Genomic DNA, 16,981 nt, shown 5'->3' with positions numbered 1-16,981 from the left:
GTTAAAAAGCCTCGCTGATACTTAAATAAAATCCCGTCTGTCTCTTTTCGCCCGGTCTTTTTTCACCAAAAGCATAATCAAACCGAACGGTGCTGTTATGTTCTAAGCTAAAGAAATAACGGATACCTCCACCGAAGCTTGGTACTAAACGTAAATCGTGCTGTCGGGAGAAGGTGCTACCCGTCCCGCCAAACCCGACAACACCCAGCCGGGGTATAAACCGATATCGTAATTCAAGTTGTGCAGTAGCATAGTTCTTGTCTTTATATCGTCCCAGATAGTAACCACGCATGGTCATGTCGCCTCCAAGATCGCGATAGGCATAAAATGGAACGTTTTCCCCGAAGGTACTGCGGTAAAGCACTTGCCCGGCAAGTGTTAGCTCTGGCGAAAGGGCGTGAAATCCTCTAACATCAGCTTCGACTTGACTTCCTACGAAATTGTCGGCATCCCAAAAACTGGGGGCATACGCATATTTTATGCGGGAGTAGAAGCCATTTGTCGTATAAGTGGTGTTGTTTCGCGTGTCGTACAGAGACGATACGCCCAGGGCTAAATACTGGCCACCCTTTCTTCCTAATACTTCGGGTTGCTCAAAAACACCCCCAGGTTCACGATCGTTAAACCTAAAATTTTCATATTCCACATTTACACCGGCATACCATTTGGGGACAATTTTTTTTTCTAGATCGACCTTCGCCCGTGTGAGTTGATGTTCCAAAAAATCCTCATCGGCCAACCAGGTATCTGACCCGAGGCCATAGAAATTAAAGGGCCAATCCCGATACCGTAGTTCGGTTAAAATATGGTAATTATTGTCTTTGGTCCATATATCGGTCAGCAGTTTGATGTTTTTCTGTTTTTTAGTAGTAAGCGTTCCCATAAGTGTTATGTTAGACGTTCGGCTGTGTGGGTCAGCTTTATCCAAGTAGAAATTATATGTTCCAGCAATGCCGTACTCCACGCCGGTTTCTTGGGCGTATCCCAAGGCAGGCAGCACAATCAAACTGGCGCCACGTGTAGAGTCACTTTCTGCAGAGAGGAATTTTTTTACCATTTTCTGGATAAGCGTCTGTTCTTGTGCATAAGCTGGTGAAAAAAAAGAAGTCATGAACAATAAAGTCCATAACAAGATATTTCCGAAATACGGATTTAGTTTTATCAACATAAGTAACAGTCTTGAAAATGCGGTGCAAGATGTAAATTATTTCCTTGCGTATCAAGTATATGGTGCAAACGCTGGTTTTTTTTTTTAAAATATTTTTGTAGTTTGGATGGAGTCGCTATCTTTGCCTCATCAAAATCGAATGGACTAGAGGTTATTTGAGGCTGATGATTGACGTTCTTTAACACAGTAAAAAAGTTTTTAAAAAACTTGCAAATATCAAAATTAAGTTGGATTTTTGCACTCGCTATCTGAAAAGGTAGGTGTTCTTTGGAGAGTTTTTTAAAATTAAAATATTGCCTCTTTAGCTCAGCTGGTAGAGCAACTGACTTGTAATCAGTAGGTCATTGGTTCGATCCCGATAAGAGGCTCTAAATGCAAATTTATTTGCAGGTTTGGAGGGGTTCCAGAGCGGTCAAATGGGACGGACTGTAAATCCGTTGCTTCGGCTTCGAAGGTTCGAATCCTTCTCCCTCCACCACCCGATTTTAGTATGTTACATGCTGGTTCAATCAATGAATCGGTATGGATCATCTAGAATCAATCAGCGGAAGTAGCTCAATTGGTAGAGCGATAGCCTTCCAAGCTATAGGTTGCGGGTTCGAGGCCCGTCTTCCGCTCATTTTTAAAGTTTGATTTAAGTCTCTGTCTTTTTGATGAATTGTCCAAATAGGTAGAGGCTATCATCTGTAGATAGGCTTTTGATAAGCCGAAGTAGCTCAGGGGTAGAGCACTTCCTTGGTAAGGAAGAGGTCGTGGGTTCAAATCCCATCTTTGGCTCAAAAAATATGAAAGTTTATTACTTTTGTAAAGGATTTAATTAAGAAACATTTTATAATTACTAATTCGCATAAACATGGCAAAAGAGAAATTTGACCGGAGTAAACCGCACTTAAATATCGGTACAATCGGTCACGTTGACCACGGTAAAACAACTACCACAGCTGCTATCACTAAAGTATTGGCTGACAAAGGTTTTTCAGAGGCTCGTTCATTTGATTCAATTGACTCTGCTCCTGAAGAAAAAGAGCGTGGTATTACAATCAATACGGCACACGTAGAATACCAAACAGCGAACCGTCACTATGCGCACGTTGACTGTCCAGGTCACGCTGACTATGTGAAAAACATGGTTACCGGTGCTGCACAGATGGATGGTGCTATCATCGTAGTTGCTGCGACTGATGGTCCTATGCCTCAAACTCGTGAGCACATCTTGTTGGCTCGCCAGGTAGGTGTTCCTGCGTTAGTAGTATTCTTGAATAAAGTTGACTTAGTTGACGACGAAGAGTTGTTAGAGCTTGTTGAAATGGAAGTTCGTGAGCTATTGTCATTCTACGAATTCCCAGGTGATGATATCCCTGTGGTCAAAGGATCGGCTCTAGGTGCATTGAATGGTGAAACAGAGTGGGTTGATAAAATTATGGAATTAATGGATGCTGTAGATAACTATATTCCAATTCCTCCACGTTTGACCGACCTTCCTTTCTTGATGCCAATCGAGGACGTTTTCTCTATCACTGGTCGTGGTACAGTTGCTACTGGTCGTATCGAAAGAGGTGTAATCAACTCGGGTGATCCAGTTGAAATCTTAGGTATGGGTGCTGAGAACTTGAAATCTACAGTAACAGGAGTAGAGATGTTCCGTAAGATTTTGGATTATGGTGAAGCGGGTGATAACGTAGGTTTATTGTTGCGTGGTATTGAAAAAACAGATATCCGTCGTGGTATGGTAATCTGTAAACCAGGTACAGTAACTCCTCACACAGACTTCAAAGCTGAGGTTTACGTGTTGTCAAAAGCTGAAGGTGGACGTCACACGCCATTCTTCAACAAATACCGTCCTCAATTCTATTTCCGTACGACTGACGTAACAGGAGAAATCTCGTTGCCAGAAGGTACTGAAATGGTTATGCCAGGTGATAACGTTACAATCTCTGTGAAATTGATCAATGCTATTGCTATGGAAAAAGGTCTACGTTTCGCTATCCGTGAAGGTGGTAGAACAGTAGGTGCTGGTCAGGTAACTGAAATTGTTGCGTAATCTTTTAAGATTATTTTAACATAATAAAACAAGCTAATTGGCTAAGGCTGGTTAGCTTGTTTTTTTCTACGTATAGACAATGGTAATAAAGTAGAAAAAAAGGTAAATAATATTTGCGCTAATAGTGTTGAAACGCTATATTTGCGTCATCAAAAAAAACCAAGGGGTATAGTATAATGGTTAGTATAGCGGTCTCCAAAACCGTTGGTCTGGGTTCGAATCCTGGTACCCCTGCTAAAATAATTTAGGTAAACTAAAAATGGCTAAAGTACTTGATTTTTTTAAAAGCTCCTATGTCGAGGTTACAGAGAAGGTAACTTGGCCTACTTGGGCGCAATTGCAAAACTCGGCTGTAGTGGTACTTGTAGCGTCTGTCATTATTGCGTTGTTAATATTTGTGATGGATAAAGCTTCAAGTAATCTATTGGAGTTATTGTACGGAATTACTTCCTAAATTTTATCATTAAAAATTTTATGGCAGATCAATCGTTAAAATGGTATGTAGTTCGTGCCGTTAGTGGAAAAGAGAAGAAGGTAAAGCAGTACGTGGAGGCTGAGGTAAACCGCTTAGGTATTCAACACTTAGTGCCTCAGGTGTTGATTCCAATGGAAAAATATTACCAAATGCGCGATGGGAAGAAAGTTGCAAAAGAACGTAACTATTACCCTGGATATGTTTTGATCGAAGCCGCATTGGACGGAGAGATTGAGCACGCGATCAAGAACTTGAATAGCGTCATTGGGTTTTTAGGCGATAAAGCAGGGAATGCTATCCCTTTACGCCCAGCCGAAGTGAACCGAATCTTAGGTAAGGTAGACGAGATGGCGGAACAAGGCGAAAGTATGAACGTTCCGTATTATGTAGGGGAAACCGTGAAAGTAAACGATGGGCCATTTAATGGCTTTACCGGAGAAATCGAAGAGGTTCATGAAGATAAAAAGAAACTTACTGTTATGGTTAAAGTATTCGGGCGTAAAACACCGCTTGAGCTTAACTATATGCAGGTAGAAAAAGAGTAATCGAAAAAATAATAGCAGAACGGTAACCCAACAAGGTTACCGTTCTGCTATTATATATATTTTATTTTTGGTTTTTTTATTCCAAAACTTCTTATTATCTTTGCACCTCGTTTGGTTATATAGTTTATATGTAACTATCGAAAACATAAATGTTACGTTATAATGCTTCCACCTTACTAACAAACATTTAACAATTAAATTCAAAACAAAATGGCAAAAGAAGTCAGTGCGTTAGTAAAATTACAAGTAAAGGGCGGTGCTGCGAATCCATCTCCTCCGGTAGGACCTGCATTGGGTGCTAAAGGAGTAAACATTATGGACTTCTGTAAGCAATTTAACGCTCGTACGCAAGACAAACCAGGTCAAGTATTACCTGTTGTCATTACAGTTTACAGCGACAAATCATTTGATTTTATCATCAAGACTCCTCCAGTAGCTGTTCAGTTAAAAGATGCAGCTAAACTGAAAAGTGGGTCGGGTGAGCCTAACCGTAAAAAAGTAGCTTCCATTACGTGGGAGCAGGTTGAGGCGATCGCCAAAGATAAAATGCCTGATTTGAATGCATTTACTGTAGAGTCTGCTATGAAAATGGTGGCTGGAACAGCACGTAGTATGGGCATTACCGTTTCTGGTAGCGCTCCTTGGAACAATTAATTAACGAAATCAGTTTAAGAAAGTGGCTAGATTAACAAAAAATCAAAAAGCGGCACTATCCAAAATTGAAGCTGGTAAAGCGTACTCTTTAAAAGAAGCAGCAGCTTTGGTTAAAGAGATTACTGCGACGAAATTTGACGCTTCTGTGGATATCGACGTTCGTTTAGGCGTGGATCCCCGTAAAGCAAACCAAATGGTTCGTGGTATCGCTACATTACCTCACGGAACTGGTAAGACCGTACGTGTTTTAGTATTGTGTACTCCTGATAAGGAAGAAGAAGCTAAAGCAGCAGGCGCGGATTACGTAGGTCTTGATGATTATATCAGCAAAATCGAAGGTGGTTGGACTGACGTTGATATCATTATTACTATGCCTAGCGTTATGGCAAAAGTGGGTAAATTAGGGCGTATTCTAGGTCCTAGAAACTTGATGCCTAACCCTAAAACTGGAACAGTGACTACGGAAGTAGGGAAAGCTGTAACGGAAGTTAAAGGTGGTAAAATTGATTTCAAAGTCGACAAGACAGGTATCATCCATACTTCAGTGGGTAAAGCGTCGTTCGATGCAGATAAGATTTATGACAACGCATTAGAGGTGTTACAAACTCTTGCGCGTCTTAAACCTTCCGCTGCTAAAGGAACATACTTTAGGAGTATTCACATCTCTTCAACCATGAGTCCTAGTATTCATGTGGAGACTAAATCAGTAGCAGGAATTTAATCATGAGAAAAGAAGAAAAACAAGCAATTGTTCAAGCTTTGGCCGAGCAGATTAAATCTTACGGTAATTTTTATATTACGGATACTGCTGATTTATCTGTTGAAAAAGTAAATAATATTCGCCGCAAAGGCTTTGAGCAAGGAATAGCTATTCAAGTAGCTAAAAACTCCTTGATCGAGAAGGCACTTGTGGAGGCAGGTATTGATTCGGAAGAATTGCGCAGTGTACTTAAAGGTGCTTCTACGTTGATGTTCTCTGAATCAGGAAATGCGCCAGCGAAATTGATCAAGCAATTGCGTAAAGAAGGTGATAAGCCCGTTTTGAAAGCGGCTTATATCCAAGAGACTGCTTTTGTTGGTGATGATCAATTGAATGCTTTAGTTACCCTTAAATCTAAGGAAGAACTTATCGCGGACGTTATCGCATTGCTTCAGTCTCCTGCGAAGAATGTTATTTCCGCACTTCAATCAGGTGGAAATACAATTTCAGGTTTGGTAAAAGCTTTAGAAGAAAGAGGTTAACGAACAACTCTTATAAAATGTTCGTGTATTTTTAATTAACAATTTATATTAAGTACATTCAAAAATTCAAAATAAAATGGCAGATTTAAAACAACTTGCTGAACAGTTGGTTAACTTAACAGTAAAAGAAGTTAAGGAATTAGCTGATATCCTAAAAGACGAGTACGGTATCGAGCCTGCTGCTGCTGCTGTTGCAGTTGCTGCTGCTCCTGCTGAAGGTGGCGCTGCTGCTGCTGAAGAGAAAACTTCATTCGACGTTATCTTGAAAGAAGCTGGTGGTCAGAAATTAGCAGTCGTTAAATTGGTGAAAGACTTAGCTGGTTTAGGATTGAAAGAAGCTAAAGATTTAGTGGACGGTGCTCCTAAGGAATTGAAAACTGGTGTTTCAAAAGACGAAGCTGAAGCGTTGAAAAAACAATTAGAAGAAGCTGGAGCTGTTGTTGAGATCAAGTAATCTCACCATAGATAAGCACCTTAAAGGTTTAGACTCTGCCAATATATTGGCAGAGTCTATTCCTATTTATATTATTACATGCATCAGATGGATGCTGACATCTGATAAATACATGATTACAGCATAATTGGCTCAGTTTTTTTAAACTAAAATACTTATTCCCTTGGCAAACAATAATATTCAAAACGAAAGAGTAAATTTTGCTACAAGTAAGAAGGTTATCGATTATCCGGATTTCTTGGATGTGCAATTGCAATCTTTCAAGGAGTTTTTTCAATTAGAAACTACTTCTGACAACCGCCATCAGGAAGGGCTGTTCAAGGTTTTCTCGGAAAACTTCCCTATTTCTGATTCAAGAAACATCTTTGTACTAGAGTTTTTGGATTATTTCATCGATCCTCCTCGTTACGATATACAGGAGTGTATTGAGCGTGGATTGACGTATAGTGTTCCACTCAAAGCAAAGTTGAAGTTATCTTGTAATGATGAAGAACACGAGGATTTCGAAACCATTGTACAGGATGTATATTTGGGAACGATTCCTTATATGACGCCGAAAGGTACCTTTGTTATCAATGGTGCGGAGCGTGTCATCGTGTCCCAATTGCACCGTTCTCCCGGCGTGTTCTTTGGTCAGAGTAGACACACAAATGGTACGAAACTTTATTCTGCAAGGGTAATTCCTTTTAAAGGATCTTGGATCGAATTTGCGACAGACGTAAACAACGTGATGTACGCTTATATCGACCGTAAAAAGAAATTCCCAGTTACTACTTTGTTACGTGCGATCGGCTACGATTCCGATAAGGATATCTTGGAGCTATTTGATCTTGCAGATGAAGTAAAAGTAAGTAAATCTGGTCTTAAGAAATATGTTGGCCGTCGCTTAGCGGCTAGGGTATTGAAAAAATGGATCGAAGATTTTGTGGACGAGGATACAGGAGAGGTGGTGTCTATCGATCGGAATGAAATTATCTTAGAACGTGAAACTGTTTTAGAGGAGGATCACATTGAAATGATCATCGATGCAGGGGTAAAATCTATTATTCTTGCCAAAGAAGATGGCGCTAACAATGCGGACTACTCGATTATATATAATACTTTACAGAAAGATACCTCAAACTCTGAAAAAGAGGCTGTAGAACACATCTATCGTCAGCTGCGTAACGCAGAACCACCAGATGAGGAAACAGCACGTGGTATTATCGATCGTTTGTTCTTTTCGGATAAACGTTATGATTTGGGCGATGTGGGGCGTTACCGCATTAACCGTAAATTAGGATTAGATACAGCGGATGATACGAAAGTATTGACACGACAGGACATCATTGCCATCGTGAAGTATCTGATCAACTTGATTAACTCCAAAGCTGAAGTGGATGATATTGACCACTTATCCAATCGTCGTGTTCGTACGGTAGGTGAGCAATTATATGCACAATTTGGGGTTGGCCTTTCCCGTATGGCGCGTACCATCCGCGAGCGGATGAATATCCGTGACAACGAGGTGTTTACACCAACAGATTTGATCAATGCACGTACATTGTCGTCTGTTATCAACTCGTTCTTCGGAACGAACCAGTTGTCGCAATTTATGGATCAAACTAACCCATTGGCGGAGATTACGCACAAGCGTCGTTTATCAGCTTTAGGTCCGGGTGGTCTATCGCGTGAACGTGCAGGTTTTGAAGTACGTGACGTTCATTACACACACTATGGTCGTCTGTGTACGATCGAAACCCCAGAAGGTCCGAACATCGGTTTGATTTCTTCTTTAGCTGTACACGCGAAAATCAACAACTTAGGTTTCATTGAGACTCCTTACCGTCAAGTTAGAGATGGTAAAGTCGTGGTTGATGAGCCCGTAGTATATTTGTCAGCAGAAGATGAAGATGATAAAACGATTGCGCAGGCAAATGCACAATATGATGATCAAGGTAACTTTGAAGATCCGAAGGTAAAGGCGAGATACGAAGGTGACTTCCCGATTATCGAACCAGAGAAATTGGATTATATGGACGTTGCACCAAACCAGATTACGTCAATAGCAGCCTCATTGATTCCATTCCTGGAGCATGATGATGCTAACCGTGCGTTGATGGGATCGAACATGCAGCGTCAAGCTGTTCCTTTATTGAAACCACAAGCACCTATCGTGGGTACAGGTTTGGAAGCTCGTGTAGCATCCGATTCCCGCACATTGATCAACGCAGAAGGTGATGGTGTGGTCGAATATGTAGATGCAAACGAGATTAAAATTCGTTACGAGCGTAACGATAACGACCGTTTGGTGTCGTTTGATAATGATATCAAAACATATACACTCACGAAGTTTAAGAAAACCAACCAGAATACCTGTATCAACTTGAAGCCAATCGTTACGAAAGGACAGAAGGTAACCAAAGGTCAGGTACTATGTGAAGGTTATGCAACAGAGAATGGGGAATTGGCACTTGGTCGTAACTTGAAAGTGGCTTTCATGCCTTGGCAGGGATACAACTTTGAGGATGCGATCGTAATTTCAGAACGTGTTGTATCGGAAGACTTATTCACTTCTTTACATATTGAAGAGTTCGAGTTGGAAGTTCGTGATACGAAACGCGGTGAAGAGGAATTGACATCCGATATCCCGAACGTATCGGAAGAGGCAACAAAAGATTTGGATGAAAATGGTATTATCCGTGTTGGTGCTGAGGTTAATGGAGGTGATATCTTAATTGGTAAAATCACTCCGAAAGGCGAATCTGATCCTTCTCCGGAGGAGAAGTTATTACGTGCTATCTTTGGTGACAAAGCTGGTGATGTGAAAGATGCGTCATTGAAAGCATCACCTTCTTTGAAAGGGGTGGTTATTGATACGAAGCTATTCTCCCGTGCGAAAAAAATGTCTAAAGAGGCGGAAAGAAAAGCATTAGACAAATTAGAAGTCGCACACGATAAAGCAGTAAAAATACTGAAAGATCGTTTGGTAGAGAAGTTATTCACTGTTGTGAATGGCAAAACCAGCCAAGGGGTATATAATGTGTATAAAGAGTTGTTGGTACCGAAAGGGGCTAAATTCACGCAGAAAATCTTAATGGATTTGGATTATGCACATATTAATCCAACGGGATGGACGACAGACGAAGACAAGAATGAATTGATCAAGTTAGCTCTTCACTTTTACAACATCAAGATCAATGAAGAACTTGGTGCTTTCAAAAGAGAGAAGTTTGCGATCTCTGTCGGAGACGAATTACCATCCGGTATCGTTCAAATGGCGAAAGTTTACGTGGCTAAGAAACGTAAATTGAAAGTGGGAGATAAGATGGCAGGGCGCCACGGTAACAAAGGTATCGTTGCCCGTATCGTTCGTGATGAGGATATGCCATTCTTAGAAGATGGTACGCCAGTAGACATCGTGTTGAATCCATTAGGGGTACCTTCGCGGATGAACTTAGGACAGATTTACGAAACTGTTCTGGGATGGGCAGGTCAAAAACTCGGGACCAAATTTGCAACGCCAATTTTTGACGGAGCGGAAATGGACGAAGTGGAAGAGTGGATCGCTAAAGCTAAATTACCGATGTCTGGTAGAACCTACCTATACAATGGTTTGACAGGTGAGCGTTTTGACCAACCGACTACAGTTGGGGTTATCTACATGTTGAAATTAGGACACATGGTAGATGATAAAATGCACGCGCGTTCTATCGGACCGTACTCGTTGATTACGCAACAACCATTAGGTGGTAAAGCACAATTTGGTGGTCAGCGTTTTGGTGAGATGGAGGTATGGGCATTGGAAGCATTTGGTGCGTCAAATATCCTACAAGAGATCTTAACCGTGAAATCAGATGATGTTGTTGGCCGTGCGAAAACGTACGAGGCTATCGTGAAAGGTAACAACCTTCCGACGCCATCTGTACCAGAATCGTTCAACGTATTGGTACATGAGTTACGTGGTTTAGGATTAGATATCACATTGGATTAATAAAATTTAGACCTATCTGTTTTTTAATGCGATAGGTCTTACATACATCTTTAAGTTATACAACGTATGTCTTATAAAAAAGATAATAAAATTAAAAGTAACTTCACTTCGATTACGATCAGCTTGGCTTCTCCGGAAACGATTTTGGAGCGTTCTAGCGGTGAGGTTACGAAGCCAGAGACGATCAACTATCGTACCTACAAACCTGAGCGTGATGGTTTATTCTGTGAGCGTATTTTTGGTCCGGTAAAGGACTACGAATGCCACTGTGGTAAATACAAGCGTATTCGTTATAAGGGTATCGTGTGTGACCGTTGTGGTGTGGAAGTAACGGAGAAAAAAGTACGTCGTGAACGCATGGGGCACATCAATTTGGTTGTTCCTGTAGCACACATTTGGTATTTCCGTTCTCTTCCTAACAAAATCGGCTATTTATTGGGACTTCCGACCAAGAAATTGGATATGATCATCTACTACGAAAGATATGTGGTTATTCAACCAGGTATCAAAGAAGAAGATGGTATTTCATACATGGATTTCTTAACGGAGGAAGAGTATCTGGATATTTTGGATACCTTACCAAAAGAAAACCAATATTTAGATGATACCGATCCACAGAAATTCATCGCGAAGATGGGTGCTGAGGCGATGGAGGAACTTTTGAAACGTATCGATTTAGATCAATTATCGTACGATTTACGTCACCAAGCTGCTAACGAAACTTCGCAACAACGTAAAAATGAAGCGTTGAAACGTCTTCATGTTGTAGAAGCTTTCCGTGGTGCGAACACCCGTATTGAAAACCGTCCGGAATGGATGATCGTGAAAATCGTTCCGATTATTCCACCAGAATTGCGCCCATTGGTGCCGTTGGACGGTGGACGCTTTGCAACGTCTGATTTGAACGACTTGTATCGTCGTGTGATTATCCGTAACAACCGTTTGAAGCGTTTGATTGAAATCAAAGCACCAGAAGTAATCTTACGGAATGAAAAACGTATGCTTCAGGAAGCGGTAGACTCTTTATTCGATAACTCGCGTAAAGTGAATGCGGTGAAAACAGAAGGTAACCGCGCATTGAAATCGTTATCTGATATTTTGAAAGGTAAACAAGGACGTTTCCGTCAAAACTTATTGGGTAAACGTGTGGATTACTCGGCTCGTTCCGTAATCGTCGTTGGTCCGCATTTGAAATTACACGAGTGTGGTCTTCCTAAAGATATGGCTGCGGAGCTTTACAAACCGTTCATCATTCGCAAGATGATTGAAAGAGGTATTGTAAAAACGGTTAAATCAGCTAAAAAAATCGTTGATCGCAAGGATCCGGTCGTGTGGGATATTCTAGAAAATGTATTGAAAGGACACCCGGTATTGCTCAACCGTGCGCCTACACTCCACCGTTTGGGTATCCAAGCTTTCCAACCTACGTTGGTAGAGGGTAAAGCAATCCAGTTACATCCATTGGTATGTACGGCGTTTAACGCCGACTTTGACGGTGACCAGATGGCGGTTCACTTACCTTTAGGTAATGCAGCTATTTTGGAAGCCCAGATATTGATGTTGGCCTCGCACAACATCCTTAACCCTGCAAATGGTTCTCCGGTAACTGTACCATCTCAAGATATGGTATTGGGTCTTTATTATATTACAAAAGGCCGGAAATCTACAGAAGATCATAAAGTGAGAGGCGAGGGCATGACATTTTATTCTCCGGAAGAGGTGATTATTGCCCTGAATGAGAATCAAATTGACCTGCACGCTTTCATTAAAGTAAAAACAAAAACAAGAAATAAAGACGGACAAATCGTTGAAGGTCTCATCGAGACTACGGTTGGCCGGGTTATTTTTAATCAGATCGTACCTGACGAGATGGGTTATGTCAACGAACTGTTGACCAAGAAGTCATTGCGTAATATCATTGGGGATATTGTGAAGAGTACGGGTATGGCTCGTGCAGCACAGTTCTTGGATGATATGAAAGAGTTAGGATTCCAAACGGCCTTTAAAGGTGGTTTGTCATTCAACTTGCAAGATTTGAATATTCCGGCTGCTAAAGCGGATTTGATTGGACAAGCGACCAATGAAGTTGAAGAAGTAATGAACAATTATAACATGGGTTTCATTACCAACAACGAACGCTACAATCAAATTATCGATATCTGGACACGTATCAACAATAGATTGACGGCATACGTGATGGACATTCTTTCTAACGATAACCAAGGATTTAACTCTGTTTATATGATGTTGGATTCCGGTGCCCGTGGTTCGAAAGAACAGATCCGTCAGTTGTGTGGTATGCGTGGTCTGATGGCGAAACCACAGAAGTCTGGTACCTCGGGAGGAGAGATTATCGAAAACCCGATTTTATCGAACTTCAAAGAAGGTCTATCGGTATTGGAGTACTTTATTTCTACCCACGGTGCGCGTAAAGGTCTTGCCGATACGGCATTGAAAACAGCCGATGCGGGTTACTTGACTCGTCGTTTGCACGACGTTGCGCAAGATATGATCGTAGTGGAAGAAGATTGTAATACATTACGTGGTCTATACAAAACAGCACTTAAAGAAAATGATGATATTGTAGAGCCATTATATGATCGTATCCTAGGACGTACACCGTTAAATGACGTATATCATCCGGAAACTGGGGCGTTAATTGTTGCTGCAGATGAAGATATTACCGAAGATATAGCAACAGCGATAGAAGAAGCTGGTATTGAAGGAGTCGAAATTCGTTCAGTATTGACATGCGAAGCTAAACGTGGTGTTTGTACAGCTTGTTATGGACGAAATCTAGCCTCGGGTAAACGTGTTCAAATGGGTGAAGCTGTCGGTGTTATTGCAGCCCAATCTGTAGGTGAGCCTGGTACACAGTTGACATTACGGACATTCCACGTGGGGGGTACGGCGTCGAATATCGCGGCAGAATCTAGTATCGTTGCAAAATACGACGGTATGATTGAGTTTGAAAATGTTCGCTCCGTAGCTAAAGAAGGTGAGGAAGGACCTTATCAAATTGCTATCGGTCGTTCTGGAGAGCTCCGTATCGTAAGTGATGATAGAAAAGTACTATATACCCAGATTATTCCTTACGGTGCTAATGTATATGTGAACGAAGGTGATAAGGTAGAAAAAGGTAAAGTATTGGCTGACTGGGATCCATATAACGCGGTAATTATCTCTGAATTCCCAGGTAAAATTGAGTTCGAAGCTATTATTGAAGGAGTTACGTTCCGTGATGAATCGGATGAACAAACCGGACACAAGGAGAAGGTTATTATCGAGACACGTGATAAAACGAAAAACCCAACGATTAAGATTGCAGACTTGGCAGGAGATACCCTGCGCTCATATAATATTCCAGTAGGAGCACACGTCTCTGTTCAAAATGGACAAAAAATCAAAGAGGGTACAATCTTAGCGAAGATTCCTCGTGCGACAGGAAAAACACGCGATATTACAGGAGGTCTTCCTCGTGTAACGGAGTTGTTTGAGGCACGTAATCCATCGAATCCGGCTGTTGTTACCGAAATTGATGGTGTGGTTACGCTTGGCGGTGTGAAACGTGGTAATCGTGAAATTTCGATCGAATCCAGAGATGGACAGATTAAGAAATACTTGGTGCCACTTTCTAAGCATATCTTAGTACAAGATAATGACTTTGTAAAGGCAGGTATGCCATTGTCAGATGGTTCTATTTCGCCATCGGATATCCTTTCTATTAAAGGCCCAGCGGCAGTTCAAGAGTATATCGTAAATGGTATTCAAGAAGTTTATCGCTTACAAGGGGTGAAAATCAACGATAAGCACTTTGAGACCATCGTTCATCAAATGATGCAGAAAGTGAATATCGAAGACCCAGGCGATACACGTTTCTTAGAAAAAGAAGCGGTTAACAAATGGGATTTCATGGAAGAAAACGACTCCTTGTTTGATAAAAAAGTTGTCGTTGATGCGGGAGATTCGAAGGAGTTGAAAGCTGGTCAAATTGTAACCATGCGTAAACTTCGTGAGGAAAATTCAAGCTTACGTCGTCAAGATTTGAAAACAGTAGAAGTTCGTGATGCTATTTCTGCAACTTCAAGTCCATTATTGCAGGGTATTACCCGTGCTTCATTGGGAACGAAGTCATTCATTTCAGCTGCGTCGTTCCAGGAAACAACTAAAGTCTTAAACGAGGCTGCTATTGCAGGTAAACGTGACGACTTGTTAGGTTTGAAAGAAAACGTAATTGTTGGTCACTTGATCCCATCAGGAACTGGTTTACGCGAGTATAGCAATATTATTGTTGGTTCGCGTGAAGAATACGATCAGTTATTGGCCTCGAAAGAAGAGGACTAATCGTTCTGATATAAACAATAAAAAAGGCAGCAAAAATTTTTGCTGCCTTTTTTATTGTTTATCTTTTTACTTTATCTTTCCGTTACCAAAATCTCCTTTTACAAATAGCTTTTGAAAGCCTGCGCCCGTAGCTGTATCAATAACCTCTTGCGTTGTCATGTTGTTGACAAGGGCATGAATGTATCCACCCATAAATGCATCTCCACTACCAATGCGATCAATGACGTCAAAAGTTTCCATAACATTGGAGCTGACATCTTCCGTTGGCGTATGATACGTTCCGTAAAACAGGTTGTGACTCGGACTGTCCATAAAACGAAAAGTATAAGCGATGTGTTTACATTTAGGATATTTTTGAAAAATTTCCTTCGCAGATGCAGCAGCAGCAGCTAGATATGTTTCTCGTGATGTATTTCTATCAAAAGATTCGTCAACGGCTGTACCGAGCATCTTATTTGCAGCCCATATGTTACCCATAATCACATCACAGTACGCCACCAATTGCGGCATGATATCTATGGGTTCTTTCCCGTATTGCCATAAACGATTTCTATAATTCAAGTCTACCGATATCGTAATATTGCGGTTGGATGCCTCTTGAAGCAGACGAGCTATCAGATCCGCCATATTTTGGTTAAGGGCAGGTGTAAGTGCTGTCCAATGAAGCCAAGAAACGTTCTCAAATAACTTATCTATATCGACATCCTCTATAGTTAACTGGCTAAAACTGGAGTACTTTCTATCGTAGATAACCTCTCCCTTAGAAAGTCCATTTGCCGACATCAACATGTAAGTGCCTAATCGATCGCCTGTGCGAAGGGCTTTCTGGGTATGCACGCCCAAATTATTAAGAATTGCTAAGATTTCATCTGATAAAGCATTTTCTGGTAATGCACTACAGTAAGCTACGTTATCGCCCATTTGTGCCAGTGAAGCGGCTACATTGGCTTCCGAGCCTCCTGGAAAGATTTCCAAACGATTGTTGTTTTTATCAAAAAATGTGTCGCCCAAACTTTGTTGCCGGATTAATATTTCGCCGAAGGATAATATAAGGTTCATGAATAATTTATTTTGGTCGTTAAATTAGGGTTATTTTTTTAAACTTTATAGTGTTGTTTGCGAAATCGTTGCCGTTACATGGTCGTATTTATCTTTATAAGTACAAGCGAAATCGTTATCGTGAATAAACCTGCGGTAAATACTTGAGAATGACTAAAAAATAGCTATCATTGAATGTTATAAACTTAGGACTATAATAACATGAATATTTTAGAGAGATTCTCATTAAAAGGAAAAGTTATCTTGGTAACCGGCGGTACAGGTATTCTGGGAAAAGCGTTTGTCAAAGCTTTAGCAGAAGCAGGGGCTAAAGTCTGTATTATCGGAAGAAGCCAGGAGAAAGCAGACGAGCGGGTGAAAATGGTGCAGACATTGGGTGCTGAAGCCTTAGCAGTGGTCGCAGATGTAATGGATGAAGATTCTGTCCGTAAAGCAAAAGAACAAATTTTGAGTAAATGGAGTACCATAGACGGATTGGTGAATGCGGCGGGAGGAAATATTCCGGGCGCTACCATTGGGCCAGATGACGATCTATTTGGAAACAAAATAGGGGATACTATTAAGGCAATCGAATTGAATCTATATGGTACGATTATTCCAACACTTGTCTTTGGAGAGGTTATTGCCAAGCAGGGAAAAGGATCTATTATCAATATATCATCGTTGGCCGCGAGTTTGCCTATTACACGTGTTTTAGGCTATACCGTAGCAAAACACGGCGTAGACGGTTTTACGAAATGGATGGCAACCGAATTGGCGTTGCGTTATGGTGACAAGATACGTGTAAATGCTATAGCCCCCGGCGTATTTCTTACGGAGCAAAACCGTAATTTGTTGACCAATTCTGATGGTAGTTATACGGACAGAGCAGATAAATTTGTAAAAGGTACGCCTTTCTCCCGCCTAGGGGATCCATCAGAATTGGAAGGCACGTTGGTGTATCTGCTAAGCGATGCTTCGGCTTTTGTTTCTGGCGAAACGATCTTTGTAGATGGCGGTTTTAATAGCTGGTGTGGAGTTTAGGTT

The 16,981-nt window shown here is 41.2% G+C and carries 12 protein-coding genes and 5 tRNA genes; 15 read left to right on the top strand and 2 right to left on the bottom strand.

The window, feature by feature from the left end; translation table 11 throughout:
- Position 1: 1 nt before the first annotated feature.
- Positions 2-1,168: a BamA/TamA family outer membrane protein gene (locus EWE74_RS18700; RefSeq protein ID WP_239018720.1), complete on the bottom strand. Its 1,167-nt coding sequence runs from the start codon at positions 1,166-1,168 to the stop codon at positions 2-4.
- A 295-nt stretch (positions 1,169-1,463) separates the two neighbouring features.
- On the opposite strand from EWE74_RS18700, the gene EWE74_RS18695 reads away from it, so the two are divergent.
- The 14 genes from EWE74_RS18695 (at position 1,464) to rpoC (ending at position 14,896) form a co-directional block, all read left to right on the top strand.
- A tRNA-Thr gene (locus EWE74_RS18695) sits at positions 1,464-1,536 on the top strand.
- Between the two features lie 26 nt (positions 1,537-1,562).
- A tRNA-Tyr gene (locus tag EWE74_RS18690) sits at positions 1,563-1,646 on the top strand.
- Between the two features lie 66 nt (positions 1,647-1,712).
- Positions 1,713-1,785, top strand: a tRNA-Gly gene (locus tag EWE74_RS18685).
- Positions 1,786-1,873: 88 nt separating this feature from the next.
- Positions 1,874-1,945, top strand: a tRNA-Thr gene (locus EWE74_RS18680).
- Positions 1,946-2,021: 76 nt separating this feature from the next.
- Positions 2,022-3,209 carry an elongation factor Tu gene (gene tuf, locus EWE74_RS18675; protein ID WP_130143188.1) on the top strand — a complete coding sequence of 396 codons (1,188 nt, stop codon included), beginning with the start codon at positions 2,022-2,024 and terminating at the stop codon, positions 3,207-3,209.
- Positions 3,210-3,371: 162 nt separating this feature from the next.
- Positions 3,372-3,443: transfer RNA gene (locus EWE74_RS18670), tRNA-Trp, on the top strand.
- 25 nt (positions 3,444-3,468) lie between these two features.
- Complete coding sequence (secE, locus tag EWE74_RS18665) at positions 3,469-3,663, top strand: preprotein translocase subunit SecE (protein WP_130143187.1); 195 nt, start codon at positions 3,469-3,471, stop codon at positions 3,661-3,663.
- A gap of 20 nt (positions 3,664-3,683) precedes the next feature.
- Entirely contained in the window at positions 3,684-4,229 is a 546-nt protein-coding gene (gene nusG / locus EWE74_RS18660; protein ID WP_130143186.1) for a transcription termination/antitermination protein NusG, read from the top strand.
- Positions 4,230-4,439: 210 nt separating this feature from the next.
- Positions 4,440-4,883 (top strand): 50S ribosomal protein L11, encoded by a 444-nt coding sequence (gene rplK, locus EWE74_RS18655; RefSeq protein ID WP_130143185.1) that lies wholly within the window; start codon positions 4,440-4,442, stop codon positions 4,881-4,883.
- Positions 4,884-4,905: 22 nt separating this feature from the next.
- Positions 4,906-5,604 carry a 50S ribosomal protein L1 gene (rplA, locus tag EWE74_RS18650; protein ID WP_130143184.1) on the top strand — a complete coding sequence of 233 codons (699 nt, stop codon included), beginning with the start codon at positions 4,906-4,908 and terminating at the stop codon, positions 5,602-5,604.
- Positions 5,605-5,606: 2 nt separating this feature from the next.
- On the top strand, positions 5,607-6,125 hold the full coding sequence (gene rplJ, locus EWE74_RS18645) for a 50S ribosomal protein L10 (RefSeq protein ID WP_130143183.1): 519 nt from the start codon (positions 5,607-5,609) through the stop codon (positions 6,123-6,125).
- 76 nt (positions 6,126-6,201) lie between these two features.
- Positions 6,202-6,579, top strand: coding sequence for a 50S ribosomal protein L7/L12 (gene rplL / locus EWE74_RS18640; protein ID WP_003011668.1), 378 nt, complete (start codon positions 6,202-6,204; stop codon positions 6,577-6,579).
- Positions 6,580-6,742: 163 nt separating this feature from the next.
- Positions 6,743-10,552 carry a DNA-directed RNA polymerase subunit beta gene (gene rpoB, locus EWE74_RS18635; protein WP_130143182.1) on the top strand — a complete coding sequence of 1,270 codons (3,810 nt, stop codon included), beginning with the start codon at positions 6,743-6,745 and terminating at the stop codon, positions 10,550-10,552.
- A 66-nt stretch (positions 10,553-10,618) separates the two neighbouring features.
- The gene (gene rpoC, locus EWE74_RS18630; RefSeq protein WP_130143181.1) at positions 10,619-14,896 is read left to right on the top strand and encodes a DNA-directed RNA polymerase subunit beta'; all 4,278 of its coding nucleotides are present in this window, start codon (positions 10,619-10,621) and stop codon (positions 14,894-14,896) included.
- Positions 14,897-14,962: 66 nt separating this feature from the next.
- Here rpoC and EWE74_RS18625 read toward each other — a convergent pair whose 3' ends face one another.
- On the bottom strand, positions 14,963-15,955 hold the full coding sequence (locus EWE74_RS18625; RefSeq protein ID WP_130143180.1) for a sugar kinase: 993 nt from the start codon (positions 15,953-15,955) through the stop codon (positions 14,963-14,965).
- Positions 15,956-16,156: 201 nt separating this feature from the next.
- Between EWE74_RS18625 and EWE74_RS18620 the strand changes: the two genes are divergently transcribed.
- On the top strand, positions 16,157-16,978 hold the full coding sequence (locus EWE74_RS18620; RefSeq protein ID WP_130143179.1) for an SDR family oxidoreductase: 822 nt from the start codon (positions 16,157-16,159) through the stop codon (positions 16,976-16,978).
- The last annotated feature ends 3 nt before the right edge of the window (positions 16,979-16,981 follow it).

It is taken from the genome of Sphingobacterium corticibacterium (genome assembly GCF_004208525.1).
Taxonomy (GTDB): domain Bacteria; phylum Bacteroidota; class Bacteroidia; order Sphingobacteriales; family Sphingobacteriaceae; genus Sphingobacterium; species Sphingobacterium corticibacterium.
The sequence above is the reverse complement of the archived record's forward strand: the minus strand, read 5'-3'. Positions and strand labels throughout refer to the sequence as shown.

Excerpts from the sequence above, each read along its gene's own strand:
- EWE74_RS18700 (WP_239018720.1), bottom strand. The coding sequence starts at position 1,168 with ATGTTGATAAAACTAAATCCGTATTTCGGAAATATCTTGTTATGGACT.
- tuf (WP_130143188.1), top strand. The coding sequence starts at position 2,022 with ATGGCAAAAGAGAAATTTGACCGGAGTAAACCGCACTTAAATATCGGT.
- secE (WP_130143187.1), top strand. The coding sequence starts at position 3,469 with ATGGCTAAAGTACTTGATTTTTTTAAAAGCTCCTATGTCGAGGTTACA.
- nusG (WP_130143186.1), top strand. The coding sequence starts at position 3,684 with ATGGCAGATCAATCGTTAAAATGGTATGTAGTTCGTGCCGTTAGTGGA.
- rplK (WP_130143185.1), top strand. The coding sequence starts at position 4,440 with ATGGCAAAAGAAGTCAGTGCGTTAGTAAAATTACAAGTAAAGGGCGGT.
- rplJ (WP_130143183.1), top strand. The coding sequence starts at position 5,607 with ATGAGAAAAGAAGAAAAACAAGCAATTGTTCAAGCTTTGGCCGAGCAG.
- rplL (WP_003011668.1), top strand. The coding sequence starts at position 6,202 with ATGGCAGATTTAAAACAACTTGCTGAACAGTTGGTTAACTTAACAGTA.
- rpoC (WP_130143181.1), top strand. The coding sequence starts at position 10,619 with ATGTCTTATAAAAAAGATAATAAAATTAAAAGTAACTTCACTTCGATT.
- EWE74_RS18625 (WP_130143180.1), bottom strand. The coding sequence starts at position 15,955 with ATGAACCTTATATTATCCTTCGGCGAAATATTAATCCGGCAACAAAGT.
- EWE74_RS18620 (WP_130143179.1), top strand. The coding sequence starts at position 16,157 with ATGAATATTTTAGAGAGATTCTCATTAAAAGGAAAAGTTATCTTGGTA.